Source organism: Serratia sp. root2 (genome assembly GCF_031931805.1).
GTDB lineage: Bacteria > Pseudomonadota > Gammaproteobacteria > Enterobacterales > Enterobacteriaceae > Serratia > Serratia inhibens.
The window spans coordinates 315,282-338,902 of sequence record NZ_JAUJXB010000003.1 but is presented as its reverse complement, the minus strand read 5'-3'; the positions used below and the strand labels follow the sequence as shown (position 1 = coordinate 338,902).

Below are 23,621 nucleotides of genomic sequence, written 5' to 3'. Positions count from 1 at the left end.
AACGAGGTTCGCGCTGCATGGCCAATTTTTTTATTGATCGCCCGATTTTCGCCTGGGTTTTGGCAATTATTCTTTGCCTGACCGGCGCTTTGGCGATTTTTTCCCTACCCGTGGAACAGTATCCGGACCTCGCGCCGCCGAACGTTCGCATTAGCGCCACCTACCCTGGCGCCTCGGCACAAACGCTGGAAAACACCGTTACCCAGATTATCGAACAGAACATGACCGGCCTGGACAACATGATGTACATGTCGTCGCAGAGCACCAACACCGGGCGAGCCACGGTGACGCTGACCTTTGAGGCCGGCACCGATCCCAACGAGGCGATGCAGCAGGTGCAAAACCAGTTGCAGGCGGCGATTAAACGGCTGCCGCAGGCGGTGCAAACTCAGGGCGTGACGGTATCAAAATCCGGTGATACCACGCTGATGATGGTGGCGTTCGTCTCGACCGACGGCAGCATGGACAAACAGGATATCGCCGATTATCTGGTGTCCAATCTGCAAGATCCGCTCAGCCGCATCAACGGCGTGGGCAGCATGGACGTTTACGGTTCGCAGTACGCCATGCGCATCTGGCTCGATCCCAACAAGCTGACCAGTTACCAGCTCACTACTCAGGACGTGGTAACTGCAATCAAGTCCCAGAATGCCCAGGTGGCGGTCGGCCAGCTCGGTGGCACGCCGTCCGTCGACAAGCAGGCGCTTAACGCCACCGTTAACGCCCAGTCGCAACTGCAGACACCGGAGCAGTTCAAGCAAATCACCCTGCGGGTCAATCAGGACGGTTCACTGGTGACGCTGGGCGACGTCTCAACCATCGAGCTGGGCGGCGAAAACTATGACTTCCTCAGCCGTTATAACGGCATGCAGGCCGCCGGCATGAACATCAAGCTGGCTTCCGGCGCCAACGAGCTGCAGACCGACCAGTTGGTGAAGGACAAAATCGCCGAGCTGTCGCAGTATTTCCCGCACGGGCTGGAGGCGAAGGTCGCCTATGAAACCACTCCGTTCGTTAAGGCCTCCATCAAAGACGTGGTGAAAACCCTGCTGGAAGCCATTGTGCTGGTGTTCCTGGTGATGTACCTGTTCTTGCAGAACTTCCGCGCTACGCTGATCCCCACTATCGCCGTGCCGGTCGTATTGCTGGGCACCTTCGCCATTCTTTCCGCCTTCGGATTCAGCATCAACACCCTGACCATGTTCGCCATGGTGCTGGCGATCGGCCTGCTGGTGGATGACGCCATCGTGGTGGTGGAGAACGTCGAGCGGGTGATGAGCGAAGAGGGCCTGCCGCCGCGCGAGGCCACGCGTAAATCCATGGGGCAGATCCAGGGCGCGCTGGTCGGTATCGCCATGGTGCTCTCGGCGGTGTTTATTCCGATGGCGTTCTTCGGCGGTACTACCGGCGCGATTTATCGCCAGTTCTCGATCACCATCGTGTCCTCCATGGTGCTGTCAGTGCTGGTGGCGATGATCCTGACCCCTGCCCTGTGCGCCACGCTGCTCAAGCCGCTCGCCAAGGGCCATCACCACGGCAAGCGCGGCTTCTTCGGCTGGTTCAACCGCATGTTCAACCGCAATGCCGATCGCTACGAGCGCGGCGTGGCGCGCGTGCTGCATTTCAGCTTGCGCTACATGGCGATTTATCTGCTGCTGCTCGCCGGCATGGCGCTGCTGTTCATCAAGCTACCGAGCTCGTTTCTGCCGCAGGAAGACCGCGGGGTATTCACCGTGCAGGTGCAGTTACCGCCGGGTTCGACCCTGCAACAGACCGCCAAAGTGGTGGAAAAAGTCGAGCACTACTTCCTGACCAAAGAAAAGCAGGATGTTCTGTCGGTATTCTCCACCATCGGTGCCGGGCCGGGCGGCAACGGGCAGAACGTGGCGCGCATGTTTATCCGTTTGAAAGACTGGGATCTGCGCACCTCCGGCGCCAATACCTCTTTCGATATCATCGAACGCGCCACCCATGCGTTCAGCAAGATTAACGAAGCGCGGGTGATTGCCAGCAGCCCACCGGCGATTACCGGCCTGGGCAACTCCGCCGGCTTCGATATGGAGTTGGAAGACCACGCCGGGCTGGGCCACGCCAAGCTGATGGCGGCGCGCGACCAACTGCTGCAACTGGCGGGGGACAACCCGCTGCTGGCTCGCGTTCGCCATAACGGCCTGGACGACAGCCCGCAACTGCAAATCAATATTGACCAGCGTAAGGCGCAAGCGCTCGGCGTGGCTGTCGATGACATCAACAACACGCTGTCCACCGCCTGGGGCTCGACCTATGTCAACGACTTTGTCGATCGCGGCCGGGTGAAAAAGGTGTACGTGCAAGCCGCCGCGCCGTTCCGCATGCTGCCTGGCGATATCGACAAATGGTATGTGCGCAACAGCGCAGGCGGCATGGTGCCGTTCTCGGCCTTCTCGTCCTCACATTGGGAATATGGTTCCCCGCGCCTGGAGCGTTACAACGGCAGCTCTGCGGTGGAGATCGTCGGCGAGGCGGCGGAAGGCGTCAGCACCGGCACCGCCATGGCCGAAATGGAGAAAATCGTCAGCCAACTGCCGACCGGCTTCGGCCTGGAATGGACCGCCATGTCCTATCAGGAACGGCTCTCCGGCTCACAGGCGCCTGCGCTGTACGCTCTCTCGTTGCTGATTGTGTTCCTGTGTCTGGCTGCGCTGTACGAGAGTTGGTCGATTCCGTTCTCGGTGATGCTGGTGGTGCCGCTCGGGGTGATTGGCGCCGTTGCCGCCACCTGGCTGCGCGGGCTGGAGAATGACGTTTACTTCCAGGTTGGGTTGCTGACCATCATCGGGTTGTCGGCGAAGAACGCCATTCTGATCGTCGAATTCGCCAACGAGCTGAATCACAAAGGGCAGGATTTGCTGTCCGCCACGCTGGAAGCCTCACGCATGCGCCTGCGGCCGATTTTGATGACCTCGCTGGCCTTTATCTTCGGCGTATTGCCGATGACAATCAGCAGCGGTGCCGGCTCCGGCAGCCAGCATGCGGTCGGCACCGGGGTCATGGGCGGCATGATATCCGCCACCCTGCTGGCGATCTTCTTCGTGCCGCTGTTCTTTGTGCTGGTTCGGCGCCGCTTCCCGGGTAAACCCTTGCCGGCGTCAAACGCGGAAAACGCGGAATAGCAGGCATAAAAAAGCAGCATCGGCAAACCGATGCTGCTTTATCTTGAACGAGAATGTCGCTCCCAAGGTGTTTCAAATACCGACAAATAAACCATACCCTATACCCTATGAATTTCACGTTGCGGCCAGGCAGCCAGCTTGCTCATCTCCAGGCGCTTACTCAGGTAAGTAACTGGGGTGAGCCAGCGCAGCCAACAACGCTGCAATTTGAAATGCGACGGGTATTCAGTTTCAACACAGTGTCAGTTACCTAACATCTCATCGATGAAGTCTTTCCAGTTTCCTAACTCACGATCAACCATAATACTTTACAACCTCAATTATTAGACGAAGCGAATTCTACGCCTGTTTTTTGAGCAAGTGAAGTGTTCCGGGAACGATGCCGGCCGCAGAAACCGGCGTTGGCGCACATTTTCGTATTAATCCTACCCAAGGGCATTTCGCCATATTCCCTGTTGCGATAAGCCCCATCACCGCCGCGTGCAGAAAGCATAAAAGCCGATACTGTGCCGCAAAATACCGGCCGCAGTCAGGCAAGCGGCCGGGTAGATCGCTCAGGCGCGTTTAGAAATCAACGCGCAAACCGAGGTTGTAGCGGCGTCCTTCAAGCTGCGGATATTCGCCCCAATTGGTGGTGCGTTTAGGTGCGGTATCGAAAATGTTATACACCCCGGCCATCACCTGGGTGTGCTTGTCCAGACGGTAAATGACCCCGGCATCCAACAGGGTATAAGCGCCATAACGGGTATGGTCGCCGCTATCGTCGTTGCGGCTGCGATAATTGACTTTGGACCACACATCCAGCGCCGAAGCCGCCGCCCATTTGACGGATAAGTTGGCCATGTGTTTGGGGAAGTCATTCAGCGCATAGCCCTTATTGATACCGTTTTTCTGCTCGCTCTTGTTGAAGGTGTAGTTGGCGCTGACATTCAGCCGATCCGTGGCCTGCCAGTCCGCATTGAGCTCCACGCCGTAGACGTTGGCCTTGCCGATATTGAAATACTTATCAATGGAATCGGCACTGTAACCGTTGACTACGCAGGGGTGATTTTCGCTCGCCTCGCAGATATTGACTTCAGCAATCTTGTCCTTGAAATCGGTATAAAATACCGTGCCGTCCAAAGACAGATCGCGGTTGTTATTCCAGTACAGCCCCAGTTCGGTATTCAGGCTGGTTTCCGGCTTCAGTTCGCTATTGCCTACCGACAGGTAAGGGTAAGGCGGGTTGCTGCCACGCGGGGTAATAAATTGCTCCGAATTTTCCCGCAGCGAAGGTTTTTTATAACCGGAGGAGATCCCGCCCTTCAACGCCCAGGCTTCGTCCAGCATCCAGTTGCCGTAAATTTTCGGGCTGATGTGGGTGCCGAAATAGTCATCCCGGTCCATGCGTGCCGAGGTGGTCAGCGAGAAGTCATCGATGTTCCACTGCCCTTCGGCGAACAGCGCCCAGCCGTCACGCGAAATTTTCGTCACCGGATCGATCCCCGGCGCCCGTTTGCTGTCGGCGTAGAAGTCGTCATTGAGCGTTTCGCGGCTGTAGTTGCCGCCGAGCGTCAGGTTGTGCTCGCCGAGGCTCAATTTGGCCTGGCTGTTCAGAACGTAATTCTCGGTCTGAATATGCTGCGGCGCCAGTTGGGCGCTGTGGTAGGTGGATTCGCCTTTCTCGTACTGGAAATAGCTGGTGGTGGCGACGGTATCTTCCGCATACCAGCCCGAGTGGGTCAGGCTGAGGGCGTCGCGATCGAAGTCCCATCCCCAGGGCGTGCCGCCGCCTTTGGCCGAGCGACTGCGCTTTTTCTCCCCTTTGGCGAGGTTGAGGTCAAACAGGTTGGTTTCGTTGGCGGCAAAGCCCAGCGTCATGTCGAGGGATTTTTTGTTGTTCTTGCTGAAAGCGTTGGGTTTTTCATCTTCGCGACGATCGAGGTAATCTGCCGAAAGATTGAGCCCCAATACGTCCGGCACCAGCGGCCCCATCAGGAACAGATTGGCCTGCTGGGTATTGCCGAAATCCCGATGTTGCTGCAGGAAGCTGTTACCGGCAATGGAACCCACCCATTCCCGTACGCCAAACGGCTTTTTGGTGATCACGTTGACCACGCCGCCAATGGAGTCGGAGCCATACAACGATGACATCGGGCCGCGGATCACTTCAATACGTTCAATGGCCGCCAGCGGCGGCAAAAAGCCGGCTTCGGTACCGATATTTTGGCCATACGGGCGCGACTCGCCGGTATTTTGCTTGATGCTGTTCACCATGAAAGAGGTGTAACTCGAGTCCATGCCGCGGATCATGACATCCCCTGAAACCTCGCTGCCGGCACCGCTGCTGACGAACACCCCGGAGACATCCTGCACCGCTTCGGCGACATCGCGGCTGTTTTGCTTTTCGAAAGATTTTTTATCGATAACCGAGATACTGGCGGGCGCATATTTCTTGTTCTGCTTAAACCCGGAGGCCGTAACCACCAGTTGGTCTTCCTGCGAAACGTTATTTTCTTTCTCGGCCCCCTCTTCCTGCGCGTAAACCTGAGGCGTACCCATCAATGCCAAAGCAATGACCGTCGCGATGCTGGAGCGTTTTCCCATGGATTGTTGATAAATCATCACTGTTCCTAATCGAGCCTGTTTCCGGTTGGTGTTGTAGCTCACAGAGCGCCCAATACGGCAAACGTAGAGCGCGAGCACGGCATTGACAGCCACTGCGCACGGCGCTGTACCTACTTCTGAACGTTGTATTTTTATTTACAGTTCTTAACAAAAGCCAGGCGAATATAGCGGATATCCGTCAACAATAAAAACGAAATGAAAATCATTACAATGCATAAACAAGCAGAAAAAAGACGTAACAAACAGAACAAAAAATCCAACAATCAAAATAAAAACCTTTATTTTCAACAATAAAAACCAATGCACACCAATGATTAATTAAATGATATTGATATTAATTATCAATATCATTAGCATCGGCAAATCGTAAATTGATGTAAAGGAATGTCTATGCCGATGCACCTGATCGCCCCAACCAAAGGTTTCTCTCTCAGCGCCCTGACGTCTGCCCTGCTGCTGTGGTCTTGCTCAACGCTGGCTGCCGAACTGCCCGAAAGCCATTTTCAGACCAAACCGGTAGGATATGGCCTGTACGAACTGGCTTTTGACGGCGAAAACAATACCCTGTTTGCCGCCTCTACGCCTTCATTCGCCAAAGGGAAAAACACCGGTATCGTCTACCGGGTCAACCCAAGCACACTGGCCACCGACGCCAATATCCTGACCCAGCGCCGCGCCTTCGCCACCGCGTTGGATGAACAGCGGCATCTGCTGTATATCGGCAATACCGTGGACGGTTCGGTGACGGTGATCGACACCCAGACAGGCAAAGAACTCGCCACCATCCAGCTCGACGAAAGCGTGAAAGAAGACCAGTTCACGCCAACGCGCGAGATGGTGCTCGATAAAAAAAACCAGCGTCTGTATGTCTCCGGCACCGCCAAAAAAGGCGTGTTGTGGGTTATCGATACGGCCAATCGGAAAAAAATCGCCACCCTGAGCAACATGGGTGAATACCCGACCGGCATTGCACTGGACAGCGAACGTGGCCGTATCTACTGCGTCAACGGGGGTGGCGAACTGATCACCCTGGACACCGCCAACCACAAAATCCTGAAACGCTTAGTCGTTGAACCCGCCAAAAAACACTTCTTCCTCAACATCAGTCTGGACAGCAAAACAGGCCGCGCTTTCATCACCGATCCTGATCTGCCGAAGGTGCTGGTTGTAGATGTGGATAGCGGGAAAATCCTGCACCAGATTGACGTGATCAATTCCCTGGCGGTGTTGTTCAACCCGGCACGCAGTGAGATCTACGTCAGCCACCGCGAAGCCAAGCGCATCAGCATCGTTGACAGCAACAGCTACCAGGTAAAAAACAGCATCACTACCACCGCCTTGCCGAACAGCCTCGCGCTGTCCGCAGACGGCAATACGCTCTTCGCCAGCATCAAGCAAGCCAAGGAAGAAATGGAGAAGAAGCAGGACTACCTGATTAAGATCAACCTTGGCGGACTGTGAGACTTATCCATGGCCAGTTTTATGATTCGCCTTTCCGGGGGAGCACTGCTGTGCCTCCCGGTCATGGTTGCACAAGCGGCGGGTACCGAGCAGGCCGCCCACGCTCAGAAAGAAGACACCCTTGAGGTGGTCGCCTCGCCCTTTAGCGATGACGGCAGCACCGAGAACACCGGCTCCTATACCACCAAACAGATGACCACGGCGACCGGGTTGCCGCTGAGCATCAAGGATACGCCGCAGGCGGTCTCGGTTATTACTCGCCAGCAAATGGACGATCTCAACGCGACGTCGCTAAAGGAGATCCTGCGCTGGTCCACCGGGGTCAGCGAAAGCAATTACGATAGCGAACGCTCCTCGTTCAACTACCGTGGTTTCAGCGTTGATAACTACCAATACGATGGCGTCCCCACCTTCTTTGACTCCGGCTACTCCGGTGGAGAATCAGAGATTGACGCGATCACGCTGGATCACGTGGAGATCGTCAGGGGCGCTGCGGGTTTGCTGAACGGCGTCGGTAATCCGGGAGCCGCCATCAACCTGGTCAGAAAGAAAGCCTCCAGCCTTTCACCTTTTGCGCGTGCCGAACTTTCCGCCGGTTCCTGGGACCGCTACCGGACCACGGTTGATGTCGGGACGCCGCTCAATGACGAAGGCACCGTCAGAGTGCGTATCGCCGCTGCCGGCGAACGCGGCCGCTCCTTTATGGAACGGCATCAGGAGCGCAAAGGCACCGTTTACGGCACGCTGGAGGCCGACCTGAGCAGCAATACCCTGCTGCGCCTGGGGGCTGATTATCAGCAAAACAGGCCGAAAGCCTCCACCTGGGGCGGCGCGTTGCCGACCGGCTGGTTCAGCGACGGCAGTGAAATTAACTGGGATCGGCACTATAACGGCGCCTCTGACTGGTCGAGCTGGGATACCACCCTGACTACCCAGTTTGCCACGCTGGAACATGAGTTCGATAACAGCTGGAAAGGCGTGGTCAACTATACCCATAGCCGCCAGGCTTTCGATGCCAAAATGGCGATGAGCCTCGGCGGCCTGATCGATCCGGCAACCTGGGCGGTGCAACCTTCAAATCCTTATGCCGCGCGCTATGAAGGCTATCGGGATCAACATGCGATAGACATGAAGTTGAACGGTGACTTCACTCTGCTGGGCCGCAACCATAAATTTGTGGTGGGTAACTCCTCCGCCTGGCAGCACAGCTACAGCACCTATCGCAGCGCCACCTACTCGCAGAAATTCAGCGGTAGCCTGCGGGATTGGAACGGCGACGAGGGCGAGCCTGAGTGGTCGGATAAAATGCCGCAAATGGATTACCGCACGCGGCAAATCGGCATTTACAGCAGCGCCGATTTCTCGCTGACTGATCGGTTGGATCTGGTGCTCGGCGCCCGTTTCAACAGTTTTAAAAACACCACGACCTCCATCGCGAACAAGGTCACACCGTTCGTGGGAACCGTCTATAAGCTGACCGAACAGGTCTCCGCCTATGCCAGCTACACCGACATATTCAAGGATCAAAACCTGCTCGACAGCAGCGGCCACTACCTGGCGCCGATTGAAGGGGTGAATAAAGAGGTGGGTATCAAGGCCGCGCTGCTGGATGACCGGCTCAACGTTTCGCTGTCGGCTTTCCGCATCACGCAGGACAACCTTGGGGTGCTGGACGAGAACACCCGCGAACTGAACTGGTTACAGCAGACCTATCATGAGAGCCAGGGCGCGACCAGCAAGGGGGTCGAGTTCGAACTGAGCGGTGAGCTGGCACAGGGCTGGAACGCCCAGCTCGGCATCACGCATTTCTCACTGAAAGACAAGGACAAGGTTAATCTCAACACCGAGCAGCCGCGCACCCGCATCAACCTGTTCACCACCTATCAGCTGACGGGCGCTCTGCGCGATCTGACGCTGGGCGGCGGCGCACGCTGGCAGAGCGGCATTTACGCCAACGTCACCGGGGCCAACAACGGAGAATTTGTAGACCGCAAGGCCGAGCAAGGATCTTATGTCCTGTTCGATGCGATGGCGCGTTACAAACTCACCCCGCAGACCTCGGTGCAGCTTAACCTGAACAACGTTTTTGACGAGAAATACTACTCGCAGGTTAATTTCTACAGCACCCGCAACTATGGCGAGCCACGTAACCTGATGCTGACGCTGAAGCACGAGTTCTGATCGTCCTGCCATAAAAAAACCGGCCCCGGATAACGGGGCCGAGTCTCTCGAAGAAGTTTCCCTGCCATTGGCAGTGGGCGAAGTTTCTCGCAAACGTGAAACCTTTAAACATAAACCCATTTCATGAGTCACAATCGGATAGTATTTGGGTAACTCCCCGCCCTAACGGGAGTCTGTTTTCTATGTCATTAGCTACCCGACTATATGAATAACGTAAAAAGTTAGGGCTTTACTACCGGCCAGAGGATCGAGATGATCACCGAACCGGTAACAGTTGATTATCCGCATTGCGCCAGCCACGGAGGGCACAACATGAACATAACTTTTACCCCGGAACCCATCCCCGAGTTGACAATCACAGGCATTGAGCTGGCCGAGTTGGGTTTTGGTATCGGCGAGCCGTTGCAAATTACGCTGCGACCTGATGGGCTGTGGGTCACCGTCGTCACCGATGACGCCATCTGGGAAGCACTCTGCGAAGCCAGCCAGCACAGCCCGGATCTTGGCGCAGATTGGGTCCGAGAGAACGGCGAGCTGGTGATTGCCGGGGATTGGCTGATTGGGGCTGGGATCACTGAGGCTGAACAGTTGGAGATCACTTCTGCACTGGGTGTTATTCGGCTGCGGCGGCGGGAGATTGGGGGATTAGAGGCTTAACAGCGCCCCCGGCACAGGCCGGGGGAAAACACCGGACTTAAGAGGAGCGGGTCGATCACCTAGCCGGGTCTGTTGATTATCCGTATCGCCCCGCTACGGAGGGAGCCGCATGAATATCATCTTTGCCCAAGAACCGCTCCCGCAGCTGACTATCGTAGGCGTTGAGCTGGGTTTTGGACTCGGTGAACCGTTGCTGTTCACGCTGCGGCCCGATGGGCTGTGGATCACCGTCGTCACCGATGACGCCATCTGGGAAGCACTCTGCGAGGCCAGCCAGCATAGCCCGGATCTCGGTGCTGATTGGGTACGGCAGAACGGCGAGCAGGTGATTAGTAGGGATTGGCTTACCGAGTTCAGGATCACCGAGGCTGAGCAACTGGAGATCACCGCCGCGCCCAGTGTTATTCAGGTGCAGTGGCGGGAAGATGGGGTATTCAAGGCGTAAAAGCAAAGATCCCGGCCAGTTGGCCGGGATCTTTATCATTCAATAGCAGTTGCTACATATTGTTCAATAATATGAACATTTTCAACATTACATTCTGGATAGATCCATTTTTCCCAATTATCGATCACCCATGTTGTGCTTAAAGCTCTACCCTCTTTCGAACCACTTTCAGCAGGCAGTGCTATCAACACTAAACCTGCTTTATGGCCTGATGACACAACCAAACCATGAGTATCAAATAGATCAACAACCATAAAATCTACCCATGCTTCATAAGGCCAAACCGCAGGCAATCTAAAAACTGAACCTCTCTTGATAGACTCATTCTTATAATCGACTAGTTTCATTATTTCACCTTCAAATCGTGGCCGCCCGATTTATCTAAACTGTTAGGAATTTTTTGCATTGAGAAGTCAACTTCACCTAAATGCTTTCCCTTCGGCGTCACAACTTCAAATCGCGCATGTTGTGTGTCAAGTGCATAAAGATTTCCATCTTGCCCTCGATACACCTCCCGACCACCATTCTTTTTAGTTAACTGACTATCTTTGACCATGCCGTATTCTGCTGCAACTTTAGGGGCGGTCTGCTTTATAATAGCTACTCGTTCTCCAGGAGGAAGGTGAACCAAGCTTTTCTCGAAAGCACCGACAGTTTGCCCTGTTGCGATTTTTGCGCTCGGATCAACAGCAGGAATCTTACCAGCTTTACCTATAACCCCAAGCGCCGCCAGGGCCTTACCACCGACCGCAGCACCCAGCCCTATCGCTTCTACCGCTTCCTTACCGTTCAGCGCCACCTTCACATAGTCCGGCATCGCCTGGTAAATCGCTCTGGCGCTGTCTTCGTTCTCTGCCAACACGAACCGGTCAAGCTGCACCAGATCATCATTGCTCAGATTAGAGAATACTGACAGACGTTTCAGGCTGTTGGCAATATCAGTACCCGCACCGGCTTCTGACAACGCTCCGTTCGCACAGAATGGATTACCCGAACACCCTTCAGCTACCGCTTCTTCGCGGTTTTTCTTACTGATCTCTGCGTATTTCTCGTAAATATCCTGCTTGTCAGCACCGGTTTTGTCAGCCGTCTCCAGTTCTTTGTGAAGACTTAACACATCTTTTGAACTGAGGAAATTATTAGTCGCTGAGTTCTGTCCCGCCTGCGCCCCGACTACCGCATCTGCCGTGCCGCTTCCGGCAAGTCCCCCAGCTAGCCCCGCCGCCAATGTCCCCAGAGTGGTGATAGTCTGCTTCTGATCTTCGGTTAACTCGTTGACGCTCTTGCCCGGATAGAGCTGGCTCATCACAAGTTGCGCCATCAGCTCACCGCTGACTGCACCCGCCGCCCCTGCTGCTGCGCTGTTGCCACTCGCCTGAGCGACTACTGCCCCGACCACCGCATGCGCCATCGCCCGGCTGGCTTCATCCGGTGCCAGTTTGTGGATCTGCTCAGCCAGGTAAGGTGACAGACCACCGGCCACAGCAGCGTGCAGGTCACCGCCCGCCAGCCCCTGCACTGCCGCCGTCGCCGCGCTGATGCCCTGCTGGATAGCGCTGCCGGTGCCCCACTGTTTCTGCGCCGCCTTGTAACTGTCTGTCGCTTGCACCTTGTCGTTGTAGTCTTTCCACTGCGCTTTCGTGGCCCCTTCACCCGGCTCTTTCTCGCCTTTCGCCGCCAGCTCGGCCTTGCCCGCGGTGAGAGAACGAATATCCCCCTCCGTTCGCGCGATGTCCGCCGCCTGGCTGCCGACCTCACCAATCAGCTGCGCGGTTTTCAGCCGGTTCTGCTCTTTCTCCTTGTCGAATATCGGGCTCAACGTCTGATTCGCGTGCTCCACGTCGCGGCTCAGGTCATCGACATTCTGCTGCTGTTTGTCCTGGTCGCGGATGATGATGGCGCCGTCGCTCACCGCCGACTGTGTAGTCGAGCTGGCGTGCCCTTCGTTGTTCGCCCCAACCAACAGGTTATTGGCGGCGTTGCCCGCAAACTGGCTGCCGATGGCACCGCCGCTGCTGAACCCCGCGCTCTGGTGTTCGGTCTTGAAATCCGCCTGATTGTGGATGTCCGTGAAGCCCAGCGTCCCGGTATCGAGCCTGTTCTTGTCCGCCGTGGCGGTTGAACCTATCACTGCACCATCCAACTGCGTATGCTCACCGACGTGAATGTCAAAACCGCCCTTGCCGGCGAAGATGCCCGTCTGTTCCTGCACACTGTCAAAGTTGCTGTGCAGCTTGTCCTGGCTGACGTTGACGCTGCCCGAGCCGGTCATCGAACCGAAGGTAAAGCTGCCGCCTGCGCTGGCACTCTGCTGTTTGGCATCGTAACGGTCGCTGTCCTGCTCTGAGGTCAATGTCAGGTTGCGCCCGACATCGGCTTTCACCGTCTCGCCGGTCACCTGCGCCCCTTTCAGCGTGGTGTCGCGCCCGCTGATGATGTTCACCTGATGGCCCGCGTTGACCGTGGTTTCGCTATGGGTGGTGCCGTTGCCGCTCTCCGAACCCTGGCCCTTGTTCACGCTCGCCGATACGCTGATACCCCAGCCGCCAGAGCCCACGCCAATCCCCACCCCAACGGTGCCGCCCTGGCTCTCGTTCTTGCCGTCCAGATACTCGGTGTTCTTCGCCGACAGCAGGTTCACGTCCCGTGCCGCATCCAGGTTAAGGTCTTTGCCCGCCTGCAGTTGGCTGCCCCGCACGGTGATGTCGCCTTCGGTGGCGCGGATACTCAGGGTGTTGCCCGCCTGCAAACTGCTGCCCTGTGCAGCGCTCTGCCCACTGGTCTGGGTGGAGCTCGACGACTGGCTGCCGTAAGACAGGCTGACGCCCACCGTATTGTTGTTCGACGGATCATTGCCTTTTGCCGCATCCATGCGCCCGGCCTGCACCGCCTGCACGCCGGACAACGCCGCCTTGGTGCCCTGCAAGGCACTGAGCCGCCCGTCGCCCTCTTTGTTGGCCTGCTGCGCGGTACTGACCGCCGTGTTAAGCGCGCTGCCCACCGTACCGGAAAGCGCCAGCGTCAGGCCGCTCTGTTTCGACTCGAACTTTTCCTCCCGGCTGCGCTGATCGTAACCCGGATCTATCAGCACGCTGCTGCCACTGAGGCTCAGGTCTTTGCCGGCCACCAGATCGGCGCCGCCAATGTGCAACTGATTGCCGGCCGTGATGTTCACATTGCCCTGGCTGCTGCCGACGGTACTGACGCTTTGGCTCTGGGTGGTGCCACTCTCATCCACCTGATGGCGGGAAGACTGGCTGCCGACGGTAAAACCAATGCCGCCGCTGCCCAGCAGGCCACTTTTTTTCTTCTCTTCCAGCAGGTAGTGAGACTCGGTTTCGGTGGCGGCGGTGATAGCGATGTTGTTGCCCGCCTGCAGGTTAACGTCCCGGTCTGCGGCAATGGCCGAGCCGCTGACCGTCAGATCGTTGCCCGCCGTAATGCTGACGCTGTCACCGCTCAGCAACGTGCCTTTTTCGCGCGTGATGCGGTCGTCGGTCACGGTGTGGCCGCTGCTCTTGTTCAGGAACCCTTTTTTCTCCGAACGTTCTTCGCTGTAGCGCGACTCTCGCTCGGTGGCGGTATTGAGGGTCACATCGTTTTTCGCTTGCAGGGCGATACCGCCCTGTTCGCTGTGCAGGGTGCTGCCGGTGACGGTTACGTCACCTTCGCGCCCGATCACGGTCACGCCGTCGCGCCCGCTGAAGGTGCTGCCCACCACTTCATCGCGCGCCGTCTCCACCTCGCGCCGGCTGTTAGTCTTGCCTTCGCGCTTTTGTTCGCTGTCGCGATCCTCGGTCTGCCCGCGCGCCTCCTTGATGGTGACGTTTTGCGCACTCAGCCCCACGCGCCCTTCCTGGCTGTCAACCTGTGCCCCTTCCGCCAGCAGATTGTTGCCCGCCACCAGGGTCACGCCCCGGTCACCACTCAGGCTGCTGAGTGTCAGGCGATCTTCTTCACGGCTGTTGCTGACCGACGAGGTACGGCTGTTGGCCTCAAGATGCGACTTGTTGGTGGCGGTCTCGGCCTTGATATTGATATCACCCCCGGCCTGCACGCGGGTGCTGCCGGACGCGTTGGCCTGGCTGCCCACGATCGCAACGTCCCGCCCGGCCGAGAGGTTGAGGTTGCCGCCGGCGTTGAGCTCGCTGCCCTGCGCCTGCCGCCACTCGCCACTGAGCTGCGCCAGGCGGCTGCCGGCCTCCTCCATGCCGTCGCGGGTGCGATTGCCCATCGAACCGGAAATGACCGCCAGATTGGCCGTATGGCTGCTTTTGGCGGCGGTGATGCTCAGGTCATTACGCGCGCTCAGGTTGAGGGCGTTCGTGGCGTCGAGTTTCGCCCCCGTAAGCGCAATATCGGTACCGCTGAGACGGATATCGTCGGCGCTCATTGTCGCCTGGCGCAACGCATCCTGCAGATTGGTGCTCATGGTCAGGCTGTCGGCCTGCACGTCGATGCTGCCGGCCTTGATATCGCCACCCTGATGCAGGAACTGCCCGGCATCAATGTTCAGCGCCTGGTCGGCAAACAGGTTGCCGGCGTTATTGATGCTGTCGGCGGAGAGCTGCAGATTGCCGCCGCCGATCAGCGCGCCGTCACCGGTCAGGCGCAGCGTAGTCTGGGCCAGATACACCTTCGGCACCCACACCGTCTGCGGGCCATCGGCCGTTTGCACCGTTTCGCTCACCAGCCAGACGATATCCTGCTGCAGCGCCGCTATCTGTGCCGGCGTCAGCGCTACCCCGGCCTCCAAATGGAAGTCTTCCGCCACCTTCACGCCGTTGTTCATCAGCTGCTGATACTGTTCCATGGCATCCCACCCTTTGACGGACGGTTTGCCGGTAAGCGCAAGCACCTGCTCGCGCACCAGGCGCTGCTCATAAAAACCGTCCCCCAGGCGTTTGTGCGCCTGCGCCGGATCGTACCCCACGCGCGCGAGCAGGTAGTCGCTGCTGATAAAGTTGTCACGGCGGGTAAAGCGGTCGTCGGTCACCACCAGGAACGGGCTGCCGACGGCCGTGTGCTGGCTGAACAGGCCGTTATCGGGAATATTCGTCGCTACGCTGTCCAGATGCTGCATGGCGGTTAGCGCCAGCTCTGCCGGCAACAGCGGACGCCCGATCGGCGATGATGGATTGGTGCCGGGTTGCGTTATCTGGCTGCCCGGGGTGAGTTGCGTATCGCCGTCAGGCCGGGCAGCGCCTTCCACCGTAAAGGCCAGCGGGTTGCGCTCATATTCGGCGCGCTCGGCATCCACCGCCTTCAGCGCGGCCTCAAGCTGGCTGATTTGCGCCTGATTGACCGTGGTGTTGGTGATGCTGGCGCCCTGAATGGAGACGTTGCCGTTACCGGTGATAACCCCGTCAACGGTGGTCAGCGCGGTAGTCTCGTCTCGGCTGAACGTCGGGTACCAGTGGCCTTCAGCACGATCATAATGGTCAACAATGTATTCCTGGCGCCGCTCGTTGACCGAGTAGCCCCGGTTGTCCACGCGACCGCCGCCGTCCTGCGTCAGGTTGCCGTTCGCCGTAATCACGCTGGCGTCGTTGAGCAGTTGCCCGGTGATGCGCAGCACCATGTTGCCGCCCGCCAGAATGCGCGCCCCGACACCTTCGGAGACCAGTTTGTCTGTCGTCACCGTGCCGGTCGCCGTACGCTCGCGCAGGTTGTTGTAGTCGGTGACGTAAGGCACATTGCCAATATCGATAAACCGTTCGGGATCCCACAGCTCCACCTTTTCGCTATCGGTGGCATTCCACCAGACGGTGTTTTGATAAGGGGTAGGAACAGCTTTCTGCCGCTGGCCGCGCGTCTCATAAAACGTCATGGCGTAGCTGCCATCGGTATTAGGCACCAGTGCCAGGTAGTTGACCCACAGGTCGGTCAGTTGGCCCCGATGGTCTTTAACCCGCACCTGAGCGCGCTTGCCGGATGCATCTATGGCCAGCAGCGTGCCATAGCGGTTGCCCTGCGCGGCGTCATCGTTCCGGAAGGTCAGCTGCTGCGTGGTCGGCGCCATGGTGCTGACATCGGTATTGACGTCTTCGCCGTAAGAACGCCAGTAGTAGTTGTAGCGGTGCCATTTGTAGTCGCGCTTTTCCGCATCGCGTTGTATCTCCAACCCTTCGCGCAGGTTGTCCAGGCGCCGGGCTTCGAGGGTGACGTCGCCATCGGCTTCGATAAAGCTAGCCCGGTTTTCAATCAGATCATCGCTGCTCAACCGGAGTCCGCCGCCGCTGTAGATCAGGGCGCCGTCGCGGTTAGTCAAGCGCTCCCCGGTCTGCAACGTCAGGCCCTGGGTCGCCGCTATCACTGCCGGCTGTCCGTGGTTGTCGATGACGCGCCCGCTGACGGTGATATCGTCCCCCATCAGCGCCGCCGTGTTGTCCAGGGTGTCGACGTTAAGCGTCATGGTGTCCGCTTCAATGCGGCCGCTGTTCTGCAGGGCGCCGGTCGTCAGCTGCACTCCCTTGCCGACCAGAATAGCCGGGTTGCTGATGCCGGCCGCATTGAGCACCAGATTGCCCGGCAATAGCCAGTCCGCCAGGTTGGTGAATACGCCGCTCAGGGAGAACGTCACCGTACCGTTACTGCTGACCGTTTCCCCGGTCTGTCGGGTATAGTCCTGCTGCGCGCTCAGCGTGAGCGCCTGCAGCCCCAGCAGGGTACCGTTCTGATTGTCCAGGGTACGCGCATGCAGCGTCAGTGCGCCTCCGCTCTGCATCTGGCCGCCCTGGTTGAGCAGCGCCAGGGGGGAGTCTGTCGGGGACTGCCCGGCATTGACGTCCAGCGCGCCGTTGGCGATAACCCGCCCCTGGCGATTGTCCAACGCGGATACGCCCGCGAGCGCCAGCGTGCCTGCGCTCTGCAACCGGCCGCCGGCATTGTCGATATCACGCGCGGTTACCCCGGTGTGCGTCGTGCCCAGCAGCATACCGCCGTCGCGGTTGTTCAGACGGTCAGCCTGCACGTCAAGCGCCGCCTGGCTGCTGACGGTACCCTGGCCGCTGTTGTCGAGCTGGTTCGCCCTGAGCGTCAGCCCATCGGTTGACACCAGTTGCCCGCCCTGGTTATTCACCTGCTCGCCGTCAAGCGTCAGCGCTGCGCCGCTGTGCACCTTGCCCTGCTGGTTGTTAAGCGTGCCGATGCTGTAGCTGCCGCTCCCCTGGCTGATGAGCGTTCCGGCGGCGTTATCCAGCCGCGCGGTGGTCAGCGCCAACCCGCCGCGGCTGCTGAATACGCCCTGACGGTTATCGATGCCGGCCGCCGCTATTTGCTGCTCGCCGTTGCTGCGCACCGCGCCGCCGGCGTTATTCAGCGCGCCGAGAATACGCAGCGCCAGCTGTTGCTGGCCGTCTATCGTGCCGTCGGCATTGTTCAGCGTCTGCGCATCGAGCTGGAGCGCCTCGCCGCTCTGCAGCTTGCCCTGGCGGTTATCCAGGCGGCCTGCCAGGTTCAGCATCAGCTGCTTTTGGCTATACAGCAGACCGCCCTGCGAATTGTCCATGCCGAGAGCGGCAAATTTGAGCGTGTCACCGGCCAGCCATTGGCCACCGGCGTTGTTGATATTACCGGCGCGAGAGCCTGACGCTGCGCCCCGCACATCCAGTTGCCCCTGAGCGCTGACTTTTCCGGCGCGATTTTCGATGTCATTCGCGACGCGCAGTGCCAGCCCGGCGCCCGCCTGCAGCACACCTTTGGCGTTGTTTAGCCAGTTCGCCGCGAGCACCGCATCCTGCTGGCTTTGCACGCTGCCTTCACCGTTGTCAAAGCCGCCGCTCACGGCGCTCCAGCCGCCCTGGCTGCCCATCCAGCCCTGCATGTTGAAAATATCCTGCGCCTGCAACACCTGAGACAGTTTGCTGAATACCCGGCCGCCGGCGTTATCCAGCGCGCCGGTGAACGCCATGTCCAGGCTGCCCAGCGCGTTAACGACGCCCCGCGCGTTGTGCAACTCCGCCGCGCGCACCAGCGTATTGCCATTGCCGGTCAGCGTGCCGCCCCGGTTGTCCCAGCCCCCGGTCAGGTTCAGGGAAAGCGTCTGCCCACCGAACACCACACCTGCGGCGCGGTTGGTCAACTGACCGCCCCGCACAGATAAGTCGCCGCCGCTTTGCAGCGAGCCGCCGTCGTTGTCGAACAGGCTGGCAGCGCTACCCCGGATGTCGAGCGCCTGTTGCGCGGTCAGCTTGCCGGTTCGGTTGAGGATATCACCTGCGGCATCAAGGCGAAGGTCACCGCCAGACTGCAAGCGGCCACCGGTATTGTCGAGAGTATGTGCGGTAGCGGTGACCTGACGACCGCCCTGTGCGGTACCGCCTCGGTTATCCCAGCCCTCTCCGGTATTCACGAAGAGGGCATTGTCGGCCTCAAGCCAACCGCCCGTGTTGACCAACCCTTGTTGCGCCGTCAGGCTCATATCCTGCCTGGCAACTACCTTGCCCTGGGTGTTTTCCACCTGTTGCGCCGTCAATGTGAGCGACTCACCGCTGATTTCCCCTTCGCGGTTGCCCAGCGCGCCCGTGGCGTTAAGCGTTAACTGCTGGCCAGACAACAGTTTGCCCGCCGCGTTATCGACCTGCTGCGCTGTGACCGTCAACTGCTTGCCGCCTTGTGCGGTGCCGTCGCGGTTATTCATCTCACCCTCGGTGAGCACGGTAAGCCGATCGCCGGCGGCCAGCAGCCCGCCTTGGTTATCTATCCCCTGGCGGGCGTTGAGATCCAGCCCCTGCAGGCCAATGAGCTTACCCTGCACGTTGCCGAGGCGCTGCGCGTCAACATTGACGGCTTCGCCGCTGATCTCACCGCCGCGGTTATCCACCGCCCCCGCCGCGTTCAGCGTTAATTGTTGCCCGGATAACAGCTTGCCATCGCCGTTGTCGATGTTCTGCGCCGCCACAGTCAGCTGTTTTTCACTTTGCGCCGTGCCGCCGCGGTTATCCCAGTTGCCGTCGGTGTGAATCTCCAGGGCCGTATCAGCCCCGAGGAGGCCGCCTCGGTTATCCAGGCCTTCACGCGCCGTCAGTAACAGCGCCCCTTGGCTGATCAACTGCCCCTGCGCATTGTTCAGGCGCTGCGCCGTCACCGACAGCTGGCCGCCGTTGATGTTTCCGGCCTGATTATCGAGGGTACCCCGGGCCTCCAGCGTCAGGTTTTTGCCCGCCAACAGGCTGCCTGCCGCGTTATTGATGCCCGCGCCGATCTCAAGGTTCAGCGCCAGCACGCTTTTGACGGTACCGGCCTGGTTGTCGAGACTGCCTGCGTCCAGCGACAGATCGCCGTTGCTGCCCAGTTCGCCGCCGTTATTGTCGAGCAGACCGCCGACCCGCCAGTGCTGTGCCGCGTTGTCGAGCGCCACCAGGCGGCCACGCTGATTGGTCAACGCCGCCGCTTTGAAATCGAGCTGCCGGCTCTCGATGCCGCCGTCGCTATTATCCAGTTTGCCCGCCAGCGTGAAGCGGCTCTCTCCGTCCCCCGTTTGCGACCATGCGCCCTGCTGGTTGAACAGGTTGTTGCCGTCGACCTGCCAACGCCCGGCGCGCACCTGTGCGTGCTGTGCATCAATATCACCGGCGGTGCTGATTGCCAGCTCTGCGCCGTCGACTTTCGCCTGCCGCATCGCTACGCCGCTGCCCTGAGCCTCCAGAGTAGCGCGGCCGGCGGCAAGCGAGGCCTGGCTGATGTCGATCTGCCGCCCCGTCAGTTTGACGTCCTTTTTACTCAGCAGGCTGCCGCTGGCCCGGATATCGCCCTGGCTGGCGAGCGTCAAATCCGCCTCACGCACGATCTGGCTGTTCGCATCGCTGCCCGCCAGCAGATGCCCGCTGCTTTGTATGCCGCGCGCGGCGGTCACCTGCAGGTCGCCGGCTGCAGCCAGGGTGCCGGATTGCGTAACCTCGCCCTCGCGGCTCTGTACCTTCAGCGCGCCGCCGCTGTGCAATTTACCCTGATATTCAATGGTGTCTTTGGCCGCAAGGCTGATGTCGCCGCCGGCCCGAGTGACGGCATCTTGCGCGGTGGATTGCCAGCTGAGTTTACCTTCGCTGCTCACGGTCAGCGTCTTGCCCGCCTGTACCTGACCGTTCTGATTGCGAACCCCCACGCCCGATTCGGTGCCGATCATGCGGATCTGGCCGCTGTACATGCCGCCCATTTGCCCCATGTCTATCGCCAGCTCGGGTTTGGCGCTGCCGTCATCAGCCAGCGGCACCGCGGTTTTACCGTCGGCGCTCACCCGGTTACGGCCCGCCACGACCGCGATCCCTTCTTTGGCCCAGACCCCGGCATTGACTTCCACCGCACGCGCCAGGATGTCGACATACTCGGTATCATGACGGACATCGCCGTTAAGCCCGCCGCCCTCAACGCGCACCACGCCCCGTTCAACCCGATAGCCCGCCAGGCTGCCATCGGCGTTCATCTGCGGTTTACCGGTTGTCAGCGTCATGCGCCCTGCGTTGATCGTTCCGCAGCCGTTGCACACAATGCCAGCGGGGTTAGCCACGATCACCTGCGCCTTACCGCCGGCTACTTCTAAAAATCCACGCAGCTGGCTGGGATTGTTGCTGTTAACTTCGTTGAGGATGACCCGCGCCGGCGCGGCATTGGGATTGAGATTGGGGTTGCCCTGAACCATCCCGGCCAATTGGGTGGAGGTCATCACCGCCGAGTTGTTGAGGATGGCGCCTTTCTGGTCGACGTCGAATTGTCGGTATTGGTTATGCGACACCCCGGCCTGATTGGGCGCGGTGATATTGACCTGCGGCAAGCCGTTTTGGGTGGCGATCACCTCCGGCCGCTGGCCGGGTGCCGCCCCGCCGTCCGCCACAATACCGCCCGCCACGGCGGGCCCGGCAAACAACGCCAGCCCAAGCAGCCATACCGACCGGCGCAACGTAACCCACAGGCGCGGCGTACCGCCGCCACGGCTCTGACCAGGCTCGCTGCTGCAGCTGCGGGCCAGTTCAGAAACTACCCGCAACTCCCCGTGAGTGCGGCTAAAAATAAGGCGATAACAATGTTTGTTCATGGGTCCCGTCCGTGAGAAAAATCAGTCCTGTGTCAGTAAGGCCTTGCCGGCGTCATTCCGGCCAAGGGAGGGGTCAGATTTCCAGGTTCACGCTAAAGCCGGCAGTCGCTCCGGAGGTGTGAAAATTGCCCGGTTTGTAGAGCGGCACGCCGGCAAACAGGTCGTAGCTGAACCGCCCCCACAGCGCGCCGCGCACGCCCAGGGCGCTGCCCACCAGCTGATGCCCCGCCAGGTAACGGCTGCCGGGGCCGTCCACCCGCCCGTAATCCAGCGCCCAATAAAGTTCGTGACCGCGCGACAGCACATTCCAGGCCAGTTCGTTGCGCCAGAGCAGGCCCTTCTCGCCGGACAGCACCTGTTCGCCGTCAAACCCGCGCACCGTATAACGCCCGCCAATCGCCATTCGGTCCTGCGGCGTCAATGCGTTTGCGCTCCACTGCCCGCGCAGGCTGGCGTAGTAACGCCAGGGCTGTTCGCCCAGGGCAAAAGGCTGATTGACGCTCACATCCCCCAGCAGAATCCCGGTGCGGGCGCTGCCGTTGTGGGCCGCCTCTTCCGGGGCCGGCAAGGCGCCGAACGCCCCGGTGCCGCGGCGCCAGTTGATATTTGCGTCCAGCGTGGCGTCGTTGAAGTAGCCGCGCTGGTTAAGCCCCAACTCCCAGCCTGCGGTGCGGCGCTTTTGCTGTTCGATGTCGATGCCGTCCATCGCATTGGTGGAATGCCTGCGGTAAGCGCGAAGATTAAGCGTGGTTTTATGCGACTGGTTGCGGAACAGCAGCCGGGACAGCGTCAATTGCAGATTGTCGCTCTTGCCGCTGTAGCTCAGCACCTCATTGGCATTGGCGATGTTCTGGTGGTAGGTATAGTCGTTGTAGTTGGCGGAAAACGCCCAGTAGCCAACCGGGAAAAAATAGTTCAGCGTGTGCGAACGGTTGCCGAAAGGCCCGTGCTGGAACAGATCTTTGCCGATATTGGCGTAGAACAGGTCGTTTTGCGCAAAGGGCGCATCCACCGCCAGCGTGGCGGAACCCAGATAACGGCCGGTGCTTGTTGAGCCACTGTCGTCCAGCCCCAGGCTGAGCCGCACCGGGCGACCCTCTTTCCAGTTCACCAGCAGATCGCTGGTGGCCTCCCACTCGCCGGGCACAATCTTGATATCCGCCGTGGCGCTGGGCACACGCCTGAAATTCTCCAGCCCCTGCTCGATATCGCGCAGGTTGAGGATATCCCCCGATGATGCCGGGATAGCGTTCCACAGCCGCCCGCGCCAGGACACGTCTTCGTCAAAGCGCATAGCGGCAATGCGCCCCGGCTGGAGCCTGAGCGTCAGAATGCCCTGCGTCAGATCCTGCTCCTGCGCCATCACCCGGGTGGTGACGTAACCTCTGGCCAGAATGGCGTTCTGCACCTGGTTGATGGCCAGCACAATGCCCTGTCCGCCGAGACAGCGGCCTTTGGCCGCCGCCGCGGCATCGAGCGCCCATTGAAAATGCTCGGCCGACTCGCCCGTCAGGCGCAGCGTATTGATGGTAAAGCAAGGGTATTCATTGGTGGGATAATCGGGCAAGGCAACGTCGGGCCGCGTCAGGCGCACGTCGTTGCTCGGGGCATGTTGTTCTTGCAGCGCACGTTCGCGCTCTTGCTGGCGCTGCTGTTCCCGTGCATCGACGGTGGCGGCGCTTTCTGCCGGCCGGTCGGAAAAGGGGGCGGCAAGCAACGGGGCGGAGGTGATGGCTAACCCCAGTAAGCCCGATTGGATCAGACATGGTAAAACTTGAGTGAAATCGCGGCGCATCCCTGGCTCCTGGTATTCCCTGTTTTATGCAAAATAATGGACAAAACCTTCGCTGATATCATCTGGCGGCATGGTGAGAAACACGCAACACAACGGCAAATGTAAGCAATCGTAAAAATCCTTTTACGCTGCAGGCATTATGCTGGCAATAGATTAAAAATCAATCATTTATAATTGTGATATTAAGCAATTTAATAATTCGTAATCGATATATTTTCACCGCAAAAATAAGGGGGATATCAAGCCCTGCGCCCCCTTTCCGCCCAGAGGCTCGCCCTGCAGGAATAACCT

10 protein-coding genes are annotated in these 23,621 nt (G+C 59.2%); 5 read left to right on the top strand and 5 right to left on the bottom strand.

All coding sequences use genetic code 11. The features are described from left to right. Positions 1-17: 17 nt before the first annotated feature. Positions 18-3,152: a multidrug efflux RND transporter permease AcrD gene (acrD, locus tag QZQ97_RS17625; protein WP_311994498.1), complete on the top strand. Its 3,135-nt coding sequence runs from the start codon at positions 18-20 to the stop codon at positions 3,150-3,152. Between the two features lie 242 nt (positions 3,153-3,394). Here the strand turns inward: acrD and ypfM are convergent, their stop codons facing one another. Next, the gene (ypfM, locus tag QZQ97_RS17620) at positions 3,395-3,454 is read right to left on the bottom strand and encodes a protein YpfM (protein WP_100396732.1); all 60 of its coding nucleotides are present in this window, start codon (positions 3,452-3,454) and stop codon (positions 3,395-3,397) included. A 262-nt stretch (positions 3,455-3,716) separates the two neighbouring features. Then, positions 3,717-5,756, bottom strand: coding sequence for a TonB-dependent receptor domain-containing protein (locus tag QZQ97_RS17615; RefSeq protein WP_311994497.1), 2,040 nt, complete (start codon positions 5,754-5,756; stop codon positions 3,717-3,719). A 393-nt stretch (positions 5,757-6,149) separates the two neighbouring features. Here QZQ97_RS17615 and yncE point away from each other — a divergent pair, with 393 nt between their 5' ends. The 4 genes from yncE (at position 6,150) to QZQ97_RS17595 (ending at position 10,503) form a co-directional block, all read left to right on the top strand. After that, the gene (gene yncE / locus QZQ97_RS17610; protein ID WP_442995248.1) at positions 6,150-7,220 is read left to right on the top strand and encodes a 7-bladed beta-propeller protein YncE; all 1,071 of its coding nucleotides are present in this window, start codon (positions 6,150-6,152) and stop codon (positions 7,218-7,220) included. Positions 7,221-7,229: 9 nt separating this feature from the next. After that, on the top strand, positions 7,230-9,401 hold the full coding sequence (locus QZQ97_RS17605; RefSeq protein ID WP_311994495.1) for a TonB-dependent siderophore receptor: 2,172 nt from the start codon (positions 7,230-7,232) through the stop codon (positions 9,399-9,401). 312 nt (positions 9,402-9,713) lie between these two features. Next, complete coding sequence (locus QZQ97_RS17600) at positions 9,714-10,058, top strand: hypothetical protein (protein WP_311994494.1); 345 nt, start codon at positions 9,714-9,716, stop codon at positions 10,056-10,058. 109 nt (positions 10,059-10,167) lie between these two features. Further along, positions 10,168-10,503, top strand: coding sequence for a hypothetical protein (locus QZQ97_RS17595; RefSeq protein ID WP_311994493.1), 336 nt, complete (start codon positions 10,168-10,170; stop codon positions 10,501-10,503). 35 nt (positions 10,504-10,538) lie between these two features. Here QZQ97_RS17595 and imm45 read toward each other — a convergent pair whose 3' ends face one another. The 3 genes from imm45 to QZQ97_RS17580 form a co-directional block, all read right to left on the bottom strand. Beyond that, complete coding sequence (imm45, locus tag QZQ97_RS17590; protein ID WP_311994492.1) at positions 10,539-10,850, bottom strand: Imm45 family immunity protein; 312 nt, start codon at positions 10,848-10,850, stop codon at positions 10,539-10,541. Then, the gene (locus QZQ97_RS17585) at positions 10,850-21,535 is read right to left on the bottom strand and encodes a hemagglutinin repeat-containing protein (RefSeq protein WP_311994491.1); all 10,686 of its coding nucleotides are present in this window, start codon (positions 21,533-21,535) and stop codon (positions 10,850-10,852) included. Before QZQ97_RS17585 ends, imm45 begins: the two co-directional genes overlap by 1 nt. A gap of 73 nt (positions 21,536-21,608) precedes the next feature. Continuing rightward, on the bottom strand, positions 21,609-23,330 hold the full coding sequence (locus QZQ97_RS17580) for a ShlB/FhaC/HecB family hemolysin secretion/activation protein (protein ID WP_311994490.1): 1,722 nt from the start codon (positions 23,328-23,330) through the stop codon (positions 21,609-21,611). Positions 23,331-23,621: the final 291 nt, after the last annotated feature.

Bases quoted from the DNA above. Each gene is read 5' to 3' on its own strand.
- QZQ97_RS17580 (WP_311994490.1), bottom strand. From the start codon at position 23,330: ATGCGCCGCGATTTCACTCAAGTTTTACCATGTCTGATCCAATCGGGC.
- acrD (WP_311994498.1), top strand. From the start codon at position 18: ATGGCCAATTTTTTTATTGATCGCCCGATTTTCGCCTGGGTTTTGGCA.
- QZQ97_RS17600 (WP_311994494.1), top strand. From the start codon at position 9,714: ATGAACATAACTTTTACCCCGGAACCCATCCCCGAGTTGACAATCACA.
- QZQ97_RS17615 (WP_311994497.1), bottom strand. From the start codon at position 5,756: ATGATTTATCAACAATCCATGGGAAAACGCTCCAGCATCGCGACGGTC.
- imm45 (WP_311994492.1), bottom strand. From the start codon at position 10,850: ATGAAACTAGTCGATTATAAGAATGAGTCTATCAAGAGAGGTTCAGTT.
- yncE (WP_442995248.1), top strand. From the start codon at position 6,150: ATGCCGATGCACCTGATCGCCCCAACCAAAGGTTTCTCTCTCAGCGCC.
- QZQ97_RS17585 (WP_311994491.1), bottom strand. From the start codon at position 21,535: ATGAACAAACATTGTTATCGCCTTATTTTTAGCCGCACTCACGGGGAG.
- QZQ97_RS17605 (WP_311994495.1), top strand. From the start codon at position 7,230: ATGGCCAGTTTTATGATTCGCCTTTCCGGGGGAGCACTGCTGTGCCTC.
- QZQ97_RS17595 (WP_311994493.1), top strand. From the start codon at position 10,168: ATGAATATCATCTTTGCCCAAGAACCGCTCCCGCAGCTGACTATCGTA.